Origin of the sequence: Enterococcus sp. AZ095a, from assembly GCF_050546735.1 — a bacterium.
Taxonomy (GTDB): domain Bacteria; phylum Bacillota; class Bacilli; order Lactobacillales; family Enterococcaceae; genus Enterococcus_D; species Enterococcus_D entomosocium.
This window is the reverse complement of the sequence record NZ_CP172953.1, coordinates 3560074-3578242: the sequence shown is the minus strand read 5'-3', so window position 1 is coordinate 3578242 and position 18169 is coordinate 3560074. Positions and strand designations below refer to the sequence as shown.

10 protein-coding genes, 8 tRNA genes, 3 rRNA genes and 1 other annotated feature are annotated in these 18169 nt (G+C 45.9%); of the genes, 15 read left to right on the top strand and 6 right to left on the bottom strand.

Translation table 11 applies throughout. The features are described 5' to 3' along the window. Positions 1-86: 86 nt before the first annotated feature. Both IGJ26_RS16545 and IGJ26_RS16540 read right to left on the bottom strand, forming a co-directional pair. Entirely contained in the window at positions 87-2792 is a 2706-nt protein-coding gene (locus IGJ26_RS16545) for an FtsX-like permease family protein (RefSeq protein ID WP_005232940.1), read from the bottom strand. Positions 2793-2801: 9 nt separating this feature from the next. Further along, entirely contained in the window at positions 2802-3503 is a 702-nt protein-coding gene (locus IGJ26_RS16540) for an ABC transporter ATP-binding protein (protein WP_430599758.1), read from the bottom strand. 85 nt (positions 3504-3588) lie between these two features. Here IGJ26_RS16540 and IGJ26_RS16535 point away from each other — a divergent pair, with 85 nt between their 5' ends. Then, positions 3589-4215, top strand: coding sequence for a TetR/AcrR family transcriptional regulator (locus IGJ26_RS16535; protein ID WP_005232942.1), 627 nt, complete (start codon positions 3589-3591; stop codon positions 4213-4215). A gap of 69 nt (positions 4216-4284) precedes the next feature. Here the strand turns inward: IGJ26_RS16535 and IGJ26_RS16530 are convergent, their stop codons facing one another. From IGJ26_RS16530 to IGJ26_RS16515, 4 genes are all read right to left on the bottom strand, one after another. Then, the gene (locus IGJ26_RS16530; protein WP_034872098.1) at positions 4285-5805 is read right to left on the bottom strand and encodes a polysaccharide deacetylase family protein; all 1521 of its coding nucleotides are present in this window, start codon (positions 5803-5805) and stop codon (positions 4285-4287) included. Positions 5806-6093: 288 nt separating this feature from the next. Then, complete coding sequence (serS, locus tag IGJ26_RS16525; RefSeq protein ID WP_005232944.1) at positions 6094-7371, bottom strand: serine--tRNA ligase; 1278 nt, start codon at positions 7369-7371, stop codon at positions 6094-6096. A gap of 57 nt (positions 7372-7428) precedes the next feature. Continuing rightward, positions 7429-7626 (bottom strand) — a binding site (T-box leader). 35 nt (positions 7627-7661) lie between these two features. Further along, on the bottom strand, positions 7662-8870 hold the full coding sequence (locus IGJ26_RS16520; protein WP_005232945.1) for a sensor histidine kinase: 1209 nt from the start codon (positions 8868-8870) through the stop codon (positions 7662-7664). Continuing rightward, a complete protein-coding gene (locus tag IGJ26_RS16515) occupies positions 8860-9549 on the bottom strand; it encodes a response regulator transcription factor (protein ID WP_008376963.1) in 690 nt (229 codons plus the stop codon). Before IGJ26_RS16515 ends, IGJ26_RS16520 begins: the two co-directional genes overlap by 11 nt. A gap of 714 nt (positions 9550-10263) precedes the next feature. Here IGJ26_RS16515 and IGJ26_RS16510 point away from each other — a divergent pair. The 14 genes from IGJ26_RS16510 to IGJ26_RS16445 all read left to right on the top strand — a co-directional run bounded on the left by IGJ26_RS16510 (position 10264) and on the right by IGJ26_RS16445 (position 18163). Further along, positions 10264-11823, top strand: a 16S ribosomal RNA gene (locus tag IGJ26_RS16510). Between the two features lie 228 nt (positions 11824-12051). Continuing rightward, positions 12052-14966, top strand: a 23S ribosomal RNA gene (locus tag IGJ26_RS16505). Between the two features lie 81 nt (positions 14967-15047). Then, a 5S ribosomal RNA gene (gene rrf, locus IGJ26_RS16500) occupies positions 15048-15163 on the top strand. The 16S, 23S and 5S rRNA genes sit together here with 8 tRNA genes alongside, the layout of an rRNA operon. A 16-nt stretch (positions 15164-15179) precedes the next feature. Beyond that, a tRNA-Val gene (locus IGJ26_RS16495) sits at positions 15180-15252 on the top strand. 3 nt (positions 15253-15255) lie between these two features. Then, positions 15256-15328: transfer RNA gene (locus IGJ26_RS16490), tRNA-Lys, on the top strand. A gap of 14 nt (positions 15329-15342) precedes the next feature. Next, positions 15343-15424 (top strand) — tRNA-Leu (locus IGJ26_RS16485). 7 nt (positions 15425-15431) lie between these two features. Further along, positions 15432-15504: transfer RNA gene (locus tag IGJ26_RS16480), tRNA-Thr, on the top strand. Between the two features lie 10 nt (positions 15505-15514). Continuing rightward, positions 15515-15586: transfer RNA gene (locus IGJ26_RS16475), tRNA-Gly, on the top strand. 18 nt (positions 15587-15604) lie between these two features. Beyond that, a tRNA-Leu gene (locus tag IGJ26_RS16470) sits at positions 15605-15690 on the top strand. Positions 15691-15701: 11 nt separating this feature from the next. After that, positions 15702-15775, top strand: a tRNA-Arg gene (locus tag IGJ26_RS16465). A 30-nt stretch (positions 15776-15805) separates the two neighbouring features. Further along, positions 15806-15879 (top strand) — tRNA-Pro (locus IGJ26_RS16460). Positions 15880-15982: 103 nt separating this feature from the next. Beyond that, the gene (rsgA, locus tag IGJ26_RS16455) at positions 15983-16867 is read left to right on the top strand and encodes a ribosome small subunit-dependent GTPase A (RefSeq protein ID WP_430599757.1); all 885 of its coding nucleotides are present in this window, start codon (positions 15983-15985) and stop codon (positions 16865-16867) included. A gap of 9 nt (positions 16868-16876) precedes the next feature. Further along, positions 16877-17530: a ribulose-phosphate 3-epimerase gene (gene rpe, locus IGJ26_RS16450; RefSeq protein WP_176257020.1), complete on the top strand. Its 654-nt coding sequence runs from the start codon at positions 16877-16879 to the stop codon at positions 17528-17530. Further along, positions 17531-18163 (top strand): thiamine diphosphokinase, encoded by a 633-nt coding sequence (locus tag IGJ26_RS16445; protein ID WP_016612034.1) that lies wholly within the window; start codon positions 17531-17533, stop codon positions 18161-18163. Positions 18164-18169 lie beyond the last annotated feature (6 nt).

Genomic DNA, 18169 nt, shown 5'->3' with positions numbered 1-18169 from the left:
GTGCCGATCTTGCCAAAATGGCTGAGATCGGCACCCTTTTCTCTAAAATCGCTGCTGGATGATCAGCAAATCGCTTTAGCAGTAACTTATTCGTTTGATTTCAACGCATCGATCATATTGACATGAGTCAGTTTCACATGGGTGACGTACATCACGATGATCGTAAAGAGAATCGTCATGCCACCGGCCAAAGCATAAGCCGGCCAATTGATCACTAATGGAAAGACCATGTTCTCCATCGAAGCTTGGATCAAAATAAAGTCAGTCAAGAAGTAACCTACCACGTAACCTGCGAGAATCCCAAATAACGTAAAGACGATATTTTCTCGTACGATGTACATAGTCACTTCCTTATTGTAAAACCCTAATACTTTGATAGTAGAAAGCTCGCGAATCCGCTCGGAAACATTGATGTTGGTCAAGTTATACAAGACGACAAAGGCTAATGCCCCTGATAATACAACTAAGATCAAGACAATGGCGTTCAAGTTACCCATCGAATCATCCTGCATTTTGATCTGAGTGGAAAGGAACGTCGTGTTTTTGACTTTGTCGGTATCTAACAAGGCTGTTGATAAAGCTTCCTCTTGTTTTTTCGTCATCGTCTTGCTTTTGACTAAGAACGCATTTGGTTCAAAGGTACTATTGGTGATTTCTTCATAAACGGTCGGCGACAGATAAAGAGAATTGCCTAAATAATTTTCTGCGATGCCACTAATAGGTACTTCATAGGCTTCTTGATCGCTGGTATAGAAGGTCAATGTATCGCCAACGTGCAAATCATATAATTCTGCGTACTTCATAGTCAGCACGGCACCCTCTGTTAATGACAGCTTCTGTCCTGCCGTCGTTTTCAAATGGACATAGTCTGCAAAAGCATCCTGATCTGCCGGAACCATCAAGGTCAGACTTTGTTTTCCTTGGTTAGTCGGTCGAATCTCGATCGTTTCATTGTAGACTAGCATCGAATGGGTCACAAGAGGCTCGTCTGTTAAAACCGTTTCAGCGGCAGCAACGGTTTCTTCCTTCGCATCATTTAAGGTCACGACGGCTTGATAATCCGTAATGGGCCCAAATTGTTTTGCAGTCACGGCACTTAGAGAATCTTTCAACCCAACGCCTGCCACCATCAGTCCCGTACAACCGGCGATGCCAATGATTGCCATGATCATTCGCGATTTGTAGCGGAAGATGTTACGGAAGCTGACTTTTTGATTGAAGCTTAAACGGGACCATAAGGGGGTAATTGCTTCTAATAAAATCCGTTTCCCGGGCTTTGGTGCGCGAACTTGCAGCAGCTGGGCAGGTTTTTCCCGCAATTCTTTGATCAGAACAAACAGACAGGCACCAAGCGTCGCCAGTAAAAAGGCGATTGCGGCCAAAATAATTGGCGACCAGACATAATAGACGCGAATCCCGTCTAAAAGATACCGTTCGCTGGATAGGAAATAGATCAAACGCGGCAACAGTTCGGTTCCTAATACGGCACCACTAATAATGCCAATGGCCGAAGAAAGGAGGGCATAAATCAAATATTTAAGGGAGATCTCGACTTTGCCATAGCCCATCGCTTTTAAGGTACCGATCTCTTTGCGGTTTTCTTCTACCATCCGCGTCAGTGTCGTAAAGGTGATCAACGCAGCGATAAAGAAGAAGAAGACAGGAAACACATTGGCGATCGCTGCGATACGATCAGACAGCCCACCATATTCTTGGAAACCGGGATTGTCTTTGCGTTGGTTGTAAAGATACGTCGGCTCTGCCAAGTCTTCGATCTCTGCCCGTTTTTCTGCCAGTGTTTGTTGGGCATCGGTTAGTTCTTGTTGCTGTTCATCTAATTGGTCTTGCTGCTGTGTCAATTCTGCTTCTCCAGCCGCCAATTGGCCTTCGAGGGCTGCTTGTTGTACGGGCGGCAGCTGTGCCAAGGCGGCTTGCTGTTGTTCTAGTTCCGCTTTGGCCTGATCCAGTTGGGCTTGTCCATCAGCTAACTGTTTTTGTCCATCGCGGACTTCTTTTTCTGCAGGGGCTAATTCATCAAAAGCGTCTTGTTGAATTTCTGCTAAGCGTTCCTTAGGACGGTCCGCAAACAGTTCCTCAATCGTTTCTTGATGGGCTGCCATCTTGTCGGTGTACGTATCGGAGTATGTTTCAAGCCCGGCGACATCATCAAAGGCGAGATAGAGGATCGATTTGACCTCCATCGTGAACTGTTCTTCCGGTACATAAGCAAAGTACGTCACGACACCGCTGCCGACATTTGCATAGCCCCGTTCGGCAGCACTGATATAAATGGGAGAAGTGGCAAACCCAACGATCGTATACTCTTTGTCCGACAGATTATCGGCATCATCGATCGTAAAAGTATCACCTATTTGCCAGCCATAATTTTTTGCTTCGGTGTCCAGCACGATTTCATCGGCTTTTTCTGGCAGTCGGCCGTCCTTCACCAGTAACTGGTTGAGTTCCTGTGAGGGGTCATAGGAGGTCACTTGCACGACTTCATCTGAATTGGCAGCGTAATAAAATTGATAGGCGGCTTCTGTGTGAGCACCGCTTTTTTCCGCGGCATCAATGTCTTCCTCTGTCAATCCCAGTGTTGAAGTGACTTGCAGATCTGCTAATTGCTGGCCGTTGACATATTCACTCGCGGAATGGTTCAGGATCGGGCCGGTTGCTTTGACACCGACAAAGAGAAACGTTCCTAAAAAAATGATCAAGGTGATTGCGATAAAGCGGCCTTTTGATTGGCGAATCTCTCGCAAACTTGCTTTAAGATAGGTCTTATTTTTCATCAGATCCTCCTACCAAACGATTTCATCGATCGAGATGGGATGAGGATTCTCTTCAATGGAACGGGCAGTGGCATCGTTGATATGGATCACCCGATCGGCGATCGGGGCAATGGCGCTATTATGGGTGATGATCAACACCGTATTGCCATTTTTCCGGCTAGCGTTTTGCAAAAGCTTCAACACTTGTTTTCCTGTTTCAAAGTCCAAAGCACCAGTCGGTTCATCGCATAGCAGCAGTTTCGGGTTTTTGGCTAACGCCCGAGCGATCGATACCCGCTGCTGTTCCCCACCAGAAAGCTGAGAAGGAAAGTTGTTTTTGCGGTTTTCTAACCCGACTTGGGCCAAGACTTCATCAGGATCGAGTGCATTCGGGGAGACTTCAGTAGCCAATTCAATGTTTTCTTTTGCTGTCAGATTTGGGACCAAATTATAAAACTGGAAGACAAACCCAACGTCTGTACGGCGGTATTCTGTTAATTGTTTGTCGTTAAACTTCGCGATATCGACATTGTCGATAATGATTTCTCCTTCATCTGGCGAGTCCATCCCGCCTAAGATATTCAAAACGGTCGATTTTCCGGCACCACTAGGTCCAAGAATCACCACTAATTCGCCTTCTTCAATGGCAAAGGAAAGATCATTGTTGGCAGTGATAGTGGTTTCGCCCATCTGATAGCGTTTATATTCATTCTTTACTTCAACATAACTCATTAATAAAGCCTCCATTTTTTAAACACGTGTTGATTTAATCACATGGTGTTAGTATACTAAGAAAGAAAAGTAAGAGCAATCCTCAATGCTTGCTTATTTGTCATTAAATAGACAAATATTGATTAAATGTACAGAGAAAAGGGGAAACGATATGGTAGGGACTGTCGGGAACCGTCGAACGATCTACTCGAAAAAAGTGATCCGGCGCGCCTTTCAGGAGTTATTGTTGGAAAAAGAGTATCGCAAAATCACGATCAAAGAGATTGCGGAACGAGCAGATATCAATCGGGGAACATTTTATAAATATTATAAGGACACAGCCGCTTTGTTGGAGGAGATCGAAGGGGAGCTCGTTGAGCAGATCGCATCGAACTTGCAGCAGGAAAATTTGTCATTGGATCTTTGGCTGGAAAAACTATTGACGATTTTGTATGAGAATCCTAGTACCACCCATTTGATTTTGTTGAACAACAGCCATTTGCTGAATCTTTTGTTGTCAGAAATCAAACCGGAGACCTTGAAACGATTTGCCCAATACTTTCAAGATGCTTCCGAGGAAGAATTGGAACTGTGCCTTAGCTTTTTTGTCTGCGGGTCTATCGGTTTGATCGAACGCTGGCTCAAAGATTTTTCAACGATGCCGCCAAAAGCTGTCGCTGATCTATTGATTCAAATTTTTGTGACTAATGTGTATGAAGAAAAGAAGGGCTAAAAAAGAGGGAATGATCCAATAACTAAAAAGGAACGCAGCAAGAGACAATTTGCTGCGTTCCTTTTTCTCTTAATCAACGAGGCGTTCATCGTTCATCCCAAAGTATTGATGCAACGGTTTTTGCCGTGCTTCTAATAATTGATCGACGGTCACGAATTCGTAGCCTTCGTTTTTGAGTGTTTTAATGACTCCCGGTACGGCTTTCACAGATTTCGGGTGAATATCATGGATCAAGATCATGGCACCATTAAAGACATTTTGTTGAACCAAGGCATTGATTTTCTTCGGATCCTTCAATTTCCAGTCTTGAGAATCGATGTCCCATTGAATGATCGGCATGCCGATGGTTTCTGCGCTTTGTTTGTCGATAGCGCCATAAGGGGGCCGTAAATTCCTAGGTAGTAAACCCGTCGCATGGTAAATGGCTTTATTGGTTTTCGTAACTTCTGCCTGCAAATCTTCCGCTGAAAGAGTATTCAGCTGCGGATGAGAGTATGAATGACTGGCGATCTCGTGCCCGGCTTCTTGGACTTTTTTGGCAGCTTGTGGATATTGCTCAACCATTTGTCCCAGCATAAAGAAGGTCGCTTTGACGTCATTTTCTTGTAAGATGTTCAAAAGATCCATAGTGGAGGTACTGTTGGGTCCATCATCAAAGGTCAATGCCACGTATTTTTTATTGGGGTCAAGACTTGGCAAGGCATTGTTGAGTTGGTCAGCAGCCACGAGATCAGGATCAATGAATGGGGCGATCTCGCTGTAAGACAGGGTGATTTCTGTCGCTTCCGTCTGATTTTTTGGCAATTCGATGGTCAGCTTTTCCGGATCATAAGTAAATTTCGAATCGAAGGTGATCCGCTCCATGGCCAAGACGGCGTCGATGATTTTTGCGGGTTCCTTGGCTTGATCCAGCAGTTTCTGTTGAATGACTTGTTGAATACCTAATAAGCTGCCTTCATCAGGAACAAGTTCTTTCAAAGACAATTCGGTTTGCGTCTTCTCTGATACGAAGATCGGTGCATCTGTTAAACGATCAGCATCTTCAAAACGACCGGTTTCTCGATTCCATACATAGCTGTCGGCTTTTAATGAATAGGTAGAGACTTTTGCAGCTACCGTTTGTGCTTGGATACGGGCAACGGTGACGACTTCTTTTTCCGTTTGTTTTTTGCGCAATGACTCAGCGGCTTTTGTCAACCGGTCTTTGATATCTTTGATGGGAAACGCATCGAGGTCTTGCGGGCGGTAGATCAGTTCTTTGTTTGCTCCTTCTGAGAGCACTTCAGGCGTTGTTTTTAACCCATTTTGGCTTTGTTCTGCTTGGATTGATGCCAGTAATTTCTCTGCAGCTGCCTCATATTTTGCTTTGGCCGCAACTTCTTGTTGGTGCAAGGTGTAAAGAACCGAGCCAGCCGTTGCGATCAAAACGATCAATAATAAGGCAAATAAGGAAAAAATTGCTTTCCGATACGGCTTCTTTCTCGAGGGTGGTCCTTTCGGTCTTTCTTCAGCTGATGCTGTTCGTTTTTGATTATTGTTTGGTTTCTTGTGCAAGTCACTCCGACGGGCATAGGTCTTTCGTTCGGGCATTGGTGAAGCTCCCTTCATTCCATCCTAAATTATGCCCACGTTACCATAAGTCACAGGCACTTTCAACGATCATGCCCGGTTTCTGATAGAGGATTAAAAAGACAAAGGGATTTTTCTAATTATTCGCTTAAAAATTACAGCCTTGTTGCGTTGTTTCTCTTGCAAGAAGTGATCAAAGTGGTTAGGGGGATGGAAACCACTCTAGGCTACGTAAACAAGAAAACCCCTAGGCAACAGCTCACGCGGTGTGACTGTTCTCTAGGGGGGTGCTACTGAGGTTACTAAGGCTTAGGCTTTTTCAATTTTTGTCAGTCCGCCCATATAAGGAACCAGAACTTCTGGTACCGTTACACTGCCGTCTTCGTTTTGATAATTTTCAAGCACTGCGGCTACCGTCCGACCGACAGCCAAACCAGAGCCGTTTAGTGTATGCATGTAGTGAATCTTGCCCTCTTGATCACGGTAACGGATCATGGCACGACGTGCTTGGAAGTCTTCACAGTTTGAGCAAGAGCTGATCTCACGATACATCTCTTGGGCAGGGATCCATACTTCTAAATCATAGGTCTTCGCTGCAGAAAAGCCCATATCTCCTGTACACAAGCTAAGCACACGGTAAGGCAAATTGAGTTTTTGCAAAATATCTTCGGCATTAGCCGTCATTTTCTCTAATTCTTCATAAGAATGTTCTGCATCACTGAATTTCACCATTTCGACTTTATTGAATTGGTGCAAGCGAATCAAACCGCGAGTGTCACGGCCAGCGCTGCCGGCTTCTGAACGAAATGATGGGCTCAAGGCAGTGAAGTAGGCAGGGAGCTGTTCTTGTTCTAAGATCTCCCCTTGATAGTAGTTGGTCAAAGGTACTTCCGCAGTCGGGATCAAAGTCAAATCAGTGTCTGCCAATTGGAAAACATCTTCTTTGAACTTCGGAAATTGCCCAGTACCGAACATTGCTTGGCTATTGACGATATACGGGGTGATCATCTCCGTATACCCATGCTCATAAACATGCTGATCCAACATGAAGTTGTATAAGGCACGTTCCAAACGAGCACCTAAGCCTTTGTAGTAAACAAAACGGCTACCAGAAACTTTGGCACCCCGCTCAAAGTCGAGGATCCCCAAGTCTTCTGCGATCTCCCAATGGGGTTTTGGTTCAAAGGCAAAGGTTTTTGGGTCTGCCCAGCGGCGGACTTCTACATTGTCGTCTTCATCTTTGCCCACCGGAACAGAATCATTGGGCAAGTTCGGCAACGTCGTGGCGATCTCTTTGATGTCTTCATCAATTTGAGCGATCTCTTCATCCAATTGCTTGATTTGGCTGCCGACTTCTTTCATTTGGGCAATTTTATCTGCCGCATCTTCTTTCGCCCGTTTCAAGGCGGCGATCTCACCAGAAACCTCATTACGCAATTTCTTGCGCTCTTCCGTTTGGACTAAGAGTTCTCGGCGACGCTCATCAAGTGTTAAAAAGCGGTCCAACACTTCTTTTTGGACACCTCGTGTTGCGAGTTTGCTTTGTACTTCAGCAAAATTTTGGCGAATCATTTTTACATCTAACATAGTGATACATCCTCCTTTGATTTTTCCATAGAAAAAAGGCCATTCCAATCCCGTATTGCTTGGGACGAAATGACCATTCGCGGTGCCACCCAAGTTCAGCTTGCGCTGCCCTTGCTGCTCGTATCGTGAGCCAACGATTTTTCTTTCGAAAAATACACGTTAAAGAACTGGATTCTATTTTTTCCAACACTGATTTTCACCAACCATCAGCTCTCTATACAGATGAAAAAAATATACTAGGTTCTGTGCCTTGATTATTTTCTCTAGCATACCCAAAAAATGTTGGGTCGTCAACCATAGGTTTGTGTGTTGGATAAGTTGTTGCGTTTCAACGGGAGATGGATAATAAAGGACGTCCATTCCGGCGTTGACTTGGCATAGATATAGCCGCCATGTAAGGCGACGATGCTTTGAGCGATCGCTAGACCTAAGCCAGTTCCTCCTGTTTCTTGAGAGCGGGATTCTTCCACTCGGTAGAAACGGTCGAATAGAGAATCAAGGGCTTGCTTAGGGATCATTTGCCCATTGTTTTTGACTGTTAAGATCGCTTCGGTCCCGACTTTCTCGACTTCCATGCGGATCTTATCGGCGCCTTTGCCGTATTTCAAGGCATTCGAAAGCAAGTTATTGAAGACCCGCACCAGTTTTTCGGTATCGCCATCCATCTCGATGTGTTCCGGACGGGTGTATGTTTCAATCTTGATGCCTTTCCGACTAGCTTCTAATTCAAAGTCCGCCGCCAATTGTTCCACTAGCTGGGCCATGTCAAATTCCATCACATTGATTGGGACGCTAGGCTGGCGCACTTTTGTGTATTCAAACAAATCATCGACAAGGGATTTCATTTGCTTGGCTTTGACATACGCCGTATGGGTATATTTCAGCAATTCTTCTTCTGAATGGTATTGTCGATCTTCAATTAGACCTAAATAGCCGATGATCGAAGTCAACGGTGTTCGAATGTCATGACTGACATTGGTAATCAGCTCATCTTTGGATTGCTCGATCCGCCGTTCATCTTCAATCGCCGCCACCGTACTGTCGACTAAGCCATTGATATTAGAAACGATCCGACTTAAATCGCCCCGTAACTCGAAGGGGATGCGATGATCGTAATTGCCTTCCGCAATAAAATGAAGCTCGCTGATGATGTGACGTAGCTGCATTTGATGGTAGCGACGAATCAAACGCCAATATAAGACGATCACATCTAATAGGAAGAACATCGGTAGAATGAAGTTGCGTCCACTGCGGAAGATATCTGTATTAAAGGCAGATGTGAAAGCATTCTTCGATGCGTAGATGGCATCAACTAAATCTGGTGAATTTTCAACGATTGAGGTCAAGATGACCAAAATAGCGATATTTAATAGAAGTAAAAGAACAATCGTTACAATTCCTTCGGCAAATAACTCACTGATTTCCTTTGAGGTCAGCGTGATCCGTTTCTTTTTTTCGATGGGTGTGTTGCGCTTTTTTTCAGTTGGTTTACTTCGCATCTATTTTGTAGCCGACCCCCCATACTGTTTGGATGACTTTTTCACCATCCGTGGCTTCTTCGATCTTATCTCGTAAGTGACTGACATGGACCATAACTGTTTTGGCAGAAACGACACTTTCTTGTTTCCAAACTCGTTCAAAAATCTCATCGGCGCTAAAGACACGGTTCGGATGCGATGCCAGCAAGTAGAGGATACCGAATTCTAATGCAGTCAATTGAATTTCGTTGCCATCGACGGTTTTTACTTCATGGGAATCGCGATTGATAATAAGGGAGCTTACTTCTAGAATCTCTGGTTGATTTGAAGCAGCCTGCATCTTGGTTCTTCTCAATAGCGATTTTACCCGGGCCATAACTTCTAATGGGTTGAAAGGTTTTGTGACATAATCATCCGCACCGGCGACCAATCCACGAATCTTATCCATATCGGTTGTTTTAGCGGTCAGCATAATAATAGGGATTTGGGATTCTTTTCTCAATTCTTTCACGACTTGCATGCCATCCATTTCTGGCATCATGATATCTAAGATCAATAGTTCGATATCAGAAGTGGTGCGGATCTTGGTCAGTGCTTCTTTTCCATCATATGCTTTGACCGATTCATAACCTTCATTGTGTAAATAAATGCTTAATAGTTCTACGATCTCTTTGTCATCATCTGCTACAAGTATTTTCATACTGGGTCCTCCTAGGAACAATATTCTTTTCTCCATTTTAGCAAATATTCCACAAAATAGATAAAATCATACTTAAATTTATAAGAATGATAGGAATTAAGAAAACACAAAAAGGAAAAAGACGAACGATAGGCAAATAATAACGGAAAAAGTCCTTAAAAAAGGCGGAAATCACGGACTAAAAATCACGAATCATCTTTGGAAACGGAGTAACTAGAAACGTTGGTCTATCAATCATTTTATGGTTGACGAATAGCGCAAGTCTTGGTATATTATTACATGTGCCAAATGACTAAACGAATTCGTAAAAAGAATTTAAAAAAGTGGTTGACGCACAGCTCGACAGATGATATTATAACGAAGTCGCAATTTTAAAATAGTTAATCGATGTTGATACATCAACAAAATTAATTAAAAAAAGTTGTTGACAAATAACAAATCATTTGTTATTCTAATGAAGTCGCTGAGACAGCCGCTGCGAAGTTGAAAAACAACGAGCGAAAAAAACTTTTAAAAAAGAGTTGACAATCAATTGTCGCTCTGATATGATATAAAAGTTGCTAACACAGCACTGTAGACCTTTGAAAACTGAACAAAGCAAGCAAACGAACCAATGTGTAGGACGTTTCAATTTATTGAAACAAATACATGCAAGCAATAGCTAGCAAAGTTAATTTTTATGAGCTTAATGACCATATGGTCATTCAAACAAATCATTATGAGAGTTTGATCCTGGCTCAGGACGAACGCTGGCGGCGTGCCTAATACATGCAAGTCGAACGCTTTTCCTTTCACCGGAGCTTGCTCCATCGAAAGGAAAAGAGTGGCGAACGGGTGAGTAACACGTGGGTAACCTGCCCATCAGAAGGGGATAACACTTGGAAACAGGTGCTAATACCGTATAACACTATTTTCCGCATGGAAGAAAGTTGAAAGGCGCTTTTGCGTCACTGATGGATGGACCCGCGGTGCATTAGCTAGTTGGTGAGGTAACGGCTCACCAAGGCAACGATGCATAGCCGACCTGAGAGGGTGATCGGCCACACTGGGACTGAGACACGGCCCAGACTCCTACGGGAGGCAGCAGTAGGGAATCTTCGGCAATGGACGAAAGTCTGACCGAGCAACGCCGCGTGAGTGAAGAAGGTTTTCGGATCGTAAAACTCTGTTGTTAGAGAAGAACAAGGATGAGAGTAAAACGTTCATCCCTTGACGGTATCTAACCAGAAAGCCACGGCTAACTACGTGCCAGCAGCCGCGGTAATACGTAGGTGGCAAGCGTTGTCCGGATTTATTGGGCGTAAAGCGAGCGCAGGCGGTTTCTTAAGTCTGATGTGAAAGCCCCCGGCTCAACCGGGGAGGGTCATTGGAAACTGGGAGACTTGAGTGCAGAAGAGGAGAGTGGAATTCCATGTGTAGCGGTGAAATGCGTAGATATATGGAGGAACACCAGTGGCGAAGGCGGCTCTCTGGTCTGTAACTGACGCTGAGGCTCGAAAGCGTGGGGAGCGAACAGGATTAGATACCCTGGTAGTCCACGCCGTAAACGATGAGTGCTAAGTGTTGGAGGGTTTCCGCCCTTCAGTGCTGCAGCAAACGCATTAAGCACTCCGCCTGGGGAGTACGACCGCAAGGTTGAAACTCAAAGGAATTGACGGGGGCCCGCACAAGCGGTGGAGCATGTGGTTTAATTCGAAGCAACGCGAAGAACCTTACCAGGTCTTGACATCCTTTGACCACTCTAGAGATAGAGCTTCCCCTTCGGGGGCAAAGTGACAGGTGGTGCATGGTTGTCGTCAGCTCGTGTCGTGAGATGTTGGGTTAAGTCCCGCAACGAGCGCAACCCTTATTGTTAGTTGCCATCATTTAGTTGGGCACTCTAGCGAGACTGCCGGTGACAAACCGGAGGAAGGTGGGGATGACGTCAAATCATCATGCCCCTTATGACCTGGGCTACACACGTGCTACAATGGGAAGTACAACGAGTTGCGAAGTCGCGAGGCTAAGCTAATCTCTTAAAGCTTCTCTCAGTTCGGATTGTAGGCTGCAACTCGCCTACATGAAGCCGGAATCGCTAGTAATCGCGGATCAGCACGCCGCGGTGAATACGTTCCCGGGCCTTGTACACACCGCCCGTCACACCACGAGAGTTTGTAACACCCGAAGTCGGTGAGGTAACCTTTTTGGAGCCAGCCGCCTAAGGTGGGATAGATGATTGGGGTGAAGTCGTAACAAGGTAGCCGTATCGGAAGGTGCGGCTGGATCACCTCCTTTCTAAGGAATATTTCGGAAGACTACACATCGTTTGCCTTTGTTCAGTTTTGAGAGGTTTACTCTCAAACAAATTTGTTCATTGAAAACTGGATATCGAAGAAAAAATCAAAACAAGTAACACACACCGAGTTGAAATGTTAAAAGAGTTTTTTAATAAGTTCAACGCTTATTTTCTTGAGCAACCTTCTATCGCTAGAAGAAGTACTCAAAACCGACCGTAAGGTCAAAGGTTAAGTGAATAAGGGCGCACGGTGGATGCCTTGGCACTAGGAGCCGATGAAGGACGGGACTAACACCGATATGCTTTGGGGAGCTGTAAGTAAGCTATGATCCAGAGATTTCCGAATGGGGAAACCCAGCATCTTTTATAGGATGTTACGTCTGCGTGAATACATAGCGCAGTCGAGGTAGACGCAGAGAACTGAAACATCTAAGTACCTGCAGGAAGAGAAAGAAAATTCGATTCCCTGAGTAGCGGCGAGCGAAACGGGAAAAGCCCAAACCAACAAGCTTGCTTGTTGGGGTTGTAGGACTCCGATATGGTAGTCTATTCAGATAGTCGAAATACTTGGAAAAGTATGTCAAAGAGGGTAAAAACCCCGTAGGCGAAATTTGGATAACACCTAGGAGGATCCTGAGTACGGCGGAACACGAGGAATTCCGTCGGAATCCGGGAGGACCATCTCCCAAGGCTAAATACTCCCTAGTGACCGATAGTGAACCAGTACCGTGAGGGAAAGGTGAAAAGCACCCCGGAAGGGGAGTGAAATAGATCCTGAAACCGTGTGCCTACAACAAGTTAGAGCCCGTTAATGGGTGATAGCGTGCCTTTTGTAGAATGAACCGGCGAGTTACGATAGCATGCGAGGTTAAGTTGAAGAGACGGAGCCGCAGCGAAAGCGAGTCTGAATAGGGCGAATGAGTATGTTGTCGTAGACCCGAAACCATGTGATCTACCCATGTCCAGGTTGAAGGTGCGGTAAAACGCACTGGAGGACCGAACCCACGTACGTTGAAAAGTGCGGGGATGAGGTGTGGGTAGCGGAGAAATTCCAAACGAACTTGGAGATAGCTGGTTCTCTCCGAAATAGCTTTAGGGCTAGCCTCGGAATTGAGAATGATGGAGGTAGAGCACTGTTTGGACTAGGGGCCCATCTCGGGTTACCGAATTCAGATAAACTCCGAATGCCATTCATTCATATCCGGGAGTCAGACTGTGAGTGATAAGATCCATAGTCGAAAGGGAAACAGCCCAGACCACCAGCTAAGGTCCCCAAATAACTATTAAGTGGAAAAGGATGTGGGGTTGCACAGACAACTAGGATGTTGGCTTAGAAGCAGCCACCATTTAAAGAGTGCGTAATAGCTCACTAGTCGAGTGACCCTGCGCCGAAAATGTACCGGGGCTAAATAGTTTACCGAAGCTGTGGAGTGCACCATTAGGTGCATTGGTAGGAGAGCGTTCTAAGGGCGTTGAAGGCAGATCGTGAGGACTGCTGGAGCGCTTAGAAGTGAGAATGCCGGTATGAGTAGCGAAAGACAGGTGAGAATCCTGTCCACCGAATGACTAAGGTTTCCTGGGGAAGGCTCGTCCGCCCAGGGTTAGTCGGGACCTAAGCCGAGGCCGACAGGCGTAGGCGATGGACAACAGGTTGATATTCCTGTACCCGTTGTTTTTGTTTGAGCAATGGAGGGACGCAGGAGGCTAAGAAGTGCAGACTGATGGATATGTCTGTTCAAGCAGTAAGTCTTGGTAGGAGTCAAATGCTTCTACCTATACGGACAAGCTGTGATGAGGAGGGAAATAATAGTACCGAAGCTTCTGATGTCACACTGCCAAGAAAAGCTTCTAGTGAGAAAACAACGGCCCGTACCGCAAACCGACACAGGTAGTCGAGGAGAGAATCCTAAGGTGAGCGAGAGAACTCTCGTTAAGGAACTCGGCAAAATGACCCCGTAACTTCGGGAGAAGGGGTGCTGCTCTAACGAGCAGCCGCAGTGAATAGGCCCAAGCGACTGTTTATCAAAAACACAGGTCTCTGCAAAATCGAAAGATGACGTATAGGGGCTGACGCCTGCCCGGTGCTGGAAGGTTAAGAGGAGTGCTTAGCGTAAGCGAAGGTACGAATTGAAGCCCCAGTAAACGGCGGCCGTAACTATAACGGTCCTAAGGTAGCGAAATTCCTTGTCGGGTAAGTTCCGACCCGCACGAAAGGCGTAACGATTTGGGCACTGTCTCAACGAGAGACTCGGTGAAATTTTAGTACCTGTGAAGATGCAGGTTACCCGCGACAGGACGGAAAGACCCCATGGAGCTTTACTGTAGTTTGATATTGAGTGTCTGTACCGCATGTACAGGATAGGTAGGAGCCGTAGAGATCGGGACGCCAGTTTCGATGGAGGCAATGGTGGGATACTACCCTTGCGTTATGGCCACTCTAACCCGCAGCCCTTATCGGGCTGGGAGACAGTGTCAGATGGGCAGTTTGACTGGGGCGGTCGCCTCCTAAAAGGTAACGGAGGCGCCCAAAGGTTCCCTCAGAATGGTTGGAAATCATTCGAAGAGTGTAAAGGCAGAAGGGAGCTTGACTGCGAGAGCTACAACTCGAGCAGGGACGAAAGTCGGGCTTAGTGATCCGGTGGTTCCGCATGGAAGGGCCATCGCTCAACGGATAAAAGCTACCCTGGGGATAACAGGCTTATCTCCCCCAAGAGTCCACATCGACGGGGAGGTTTGGCACCTCGATGTCGGCTCGTCGCATCCTGGGGCTGTAGTCGGTCCCAAGGGTTGGGCTGTTCGCCCATTAAAGCGGCACGCGAGCTGGGTTCAGAACGTCGTGAGACAGTTCGGTCCCTATCCGTCGCGGGCGTTGGAAATTTGAGAGGAGCTGTCCTTAGTACGAGAGGACCGGGATGGACTTACCGCTGGTGTACCAGTTGTCTCGCCAGAGGCATCGCTGGGTAGCTATGTAGGGAAGGGATAAACGCTGAAAGCATCTAAGTGTGAAGCCCACCTCAAGATGAGATTTCCCATTTCTTTAAGAAAGTAAGATCCCTGAGAGATGATCAGGTAGATAGGTCAGAAGTGGAAGGCCAGTGATGGTTGGAGCGGACTGATACTAATCGATCGAGGACTTAACCAAAAAGAAAAAAGCACGTAAACTCGTAGCGTTTTGATTTCTTCGATCCAGTTTTGAGTGAGCAACACTTACTCAATTGAATAGTGTGGTGGCGATAGCAAGAAGGATACACCTGTAACCATGCCGAACACAGAAGTTAAGCTTCTTAGCGCCGATTGTAGTGAAGGGTTTCCCTTTGTGAGAGTAGGACGTCGCCACGCGTTTTTTTTACCTTATGGGGGTTTAGCTCAGCTGGGAGAGCATCTGCCTTACAAGCAGAGGGTCAGCGGTTCGATCCCGTTAACCCCCATATGAGTCGTTAGCTCAGTTGGTAGAGCATCTGACTTTTAATCAGAGGGTCACAGGTTCGAGCCCTGTACGACTCATAGTAATAACCTATGCGGGTGTGGCGGAATTGGCAGACGCACTAGATTTAGGATCTAGCGCCTTCGGGCGTGGGGGTTCAAGTCCCTTCACCCGCACTTCATTGCCGGCTTAGCTCAGTTGGTAGAGCATCTGATTTGTAATCAGAGGGTCGAGGGTTCAAGTCCTTTAGCCGGCATCAGGAATACGCGGAAATAGCTCAGTGGTAGAGCACCACCTTGCCAAGGTGGGGGTCGCGGGTTCGAACCCCGTTTTCCGCTTTGCCTTAGCAATTTTCAGCCGGGGTGGCGGAACTGGCAGACGCACAGGACTTAAAATCCTGCGGTGAGTGATCACCGTACCGGTTCGATTCCGGTCCTCGGCATTTCATAATATGCGCCCATAGCTCAATTGGATAGAGTGTTTGACTACGGATCAAAAGGTTAGGGGTTCGACTCCTCTTGGGCGCGTAGTCTTTTTATTTGTTTCATTTTTATTATCGGGAAGTAGCTCAGCTTGGTAGAGCACTTGGTTTGGGACCAAGGGGTCGCAGGTTCGAATCCTGTCTTCCCGATTTTTTGATGCCTGAAGCATTCGCTTCAGGCTTTTTTTGTGTTTTCAGCCAGTGAGAAGACCTGAAAATATGATACAATAGTAAAAAACGAGGAGGAAATTGTTTGAAGGGACAAATCATCAAAGCGCTAAGCGGATTTTATTATGTGGCATCAGAAGATGAAATCTTTCAAACCCGCGCTCGAGGAAATTTTCGAAATCGAAAAATCACTCCTTTGGTTGGGGATGAAGTGATTTTTGAAAGCAGCAATCAAACAGACGGCTATCTTTTAGAGATCTTGCCGCGAAAAAATGAGCTGGTTCGACCGCCAGTCGCAAATGTGGATCAAGGAGTGGTCGTGACAAGTCTAGTTGAGCCGAACTTTTCCTATAATCTATTGGATCGCTTTTTGGTGACCTTAGAGTATGAGGGGATCGAACCGATCATCTTTTTGACAAAAGCGGATCTTGTGAAAGATCTTGCCGCAATGAAAGCAATTGAGGAGACCTATCAAGCAATTGGCTACCACGTGATCACGTCAAAAGCAGAAGGCGAAGATCTATTGGAACTTCAACGGTACCTCCCTGAGCGGATCACCGTCTTTATGGGGCAATCCGGTGCTGGAAAGTCTACGCTATTGAATCGAATCGTCCCGGAATTGGCATTGGAAACAGGAGTGATCTCAGAATCTCTCGGACGGGGGAAACATACGACCCGTCATGTGGAGCTCTTGCCGATTTGTGATGGATTGGTTGCCGATACACCAGGATTTAGTTCGATCGATTTTCTGGAAATCGAAGCAGTAGAGTTACCAAAGCTCTTCCCTGATTTTTTAGCAGTAGCTTCCAACTGCCGCTTTAGGGAGTGTATGCACCTCAATGAACCTGATTGTGCAGTTAAACAGGGAGTTGCAGCAAATGAGATTGCTGCAACTCGTTACAAAAATTACGTGCAATTTTTAGAAGAGATTGAAAACCGACGTCCGGTTTATAAAAAGAAGAAAAAGTGAGGGAAAAGCATGATGAAACTAGCACCATCTATTTTAAGTGCCGATTTTGCAAATCTTCAAAGAGACATTGAGTTAGTGGAACGCCATGGCGCAGATTACATTCACGTAGACGTGATGGACGGTCATTTCGTCCCTAATATTACCTTAGGCCCAAACATCGTTAAAGCGATTCGCCCAGTTACCAAGCTGCCGTTGGATGTTCATCTAATGATCACCGAGCCAGAAAAGTATATCCATGCCTTCGCGGAAGCTGGCGCAGATATCATTGGTATCCACGCGGAAGCAACGCCTCATATCCATCGTGCGATCCAAATGATTGTGGCAGAAAATGTCAAAGCAGAAATCGTCATCAACCCAGGTACACCAGTTTCAGCCATTGAACATGTTTTATCCATGTGTGATCAAGTGTTAGTTATGACGGTTAATCCAGGGTTTGGTGGGCAATCCTTTATTGAAGAATCACTGGAAAAAATTGCGGCGCTGGCTGCTTTAAAAGAAGAAAAAGGCTACCGTTATGATATCGAAGTAGATGGCGGGATCGTTCCTGAGACAGCCAAACGCTGCCTGGAAGCAGGCGCAAATGTCTTTGTAGCAGGAAGCTATATTTACGATGCCGATGAACCTGCGGCGCAAATCAGAGCCTTGAAAGAAGCTTTGCAATAAATGAAGATTTTGTTAGCGGCAGGTGGAAGTCCTGAAAATTGGCCACAGTTGATGGCGTATGATAAATACATTGGAATTGATCGTGGGGCCCTGTTTTTGCTTCAGCACCAACGGCCAGTCGATCTGGCAATCGGTGATTTCGACTCCCTGACCGCAGCAGAACTGCAAGCGGTCAAACAACAAGTTAAGACAGTGATCCAAGCCCCTGCTGAAAAAGATGATACAGATACTCAATTGGCATTGGTTGAGACGTTGCGTCTTTATCCAGAAGCGCAAATCGACGTGATTGGTGCAACGGGGGGACGCCTTGACCATCTTTTAGCCAATCTGTGGTTAGTTTTAGAAGATCGGTTTCGTCCATTTGCCCCAAATTTGCGTTTTTTAGATCGTCAAAATGTCGTTCAGTTCTTTTTACCAGGCACCTATCAATTGGAAAAAGAACCTGGGATGCAGTATTTGGCGTATTGCTGTTTGACGCCGGTAACAGATTTGACGTTAACAGGTAGCAAGTATTTATTAGAAAACGTCCAAGTACCGTACCCAACTTCTTATGCTAGCAATGAATTTCTGACACAAACAGCAGGTTTTTCCTTTAGCAGCGGGATGATAGCAGTCATTCAAAGTTGTGATTAAGAGACG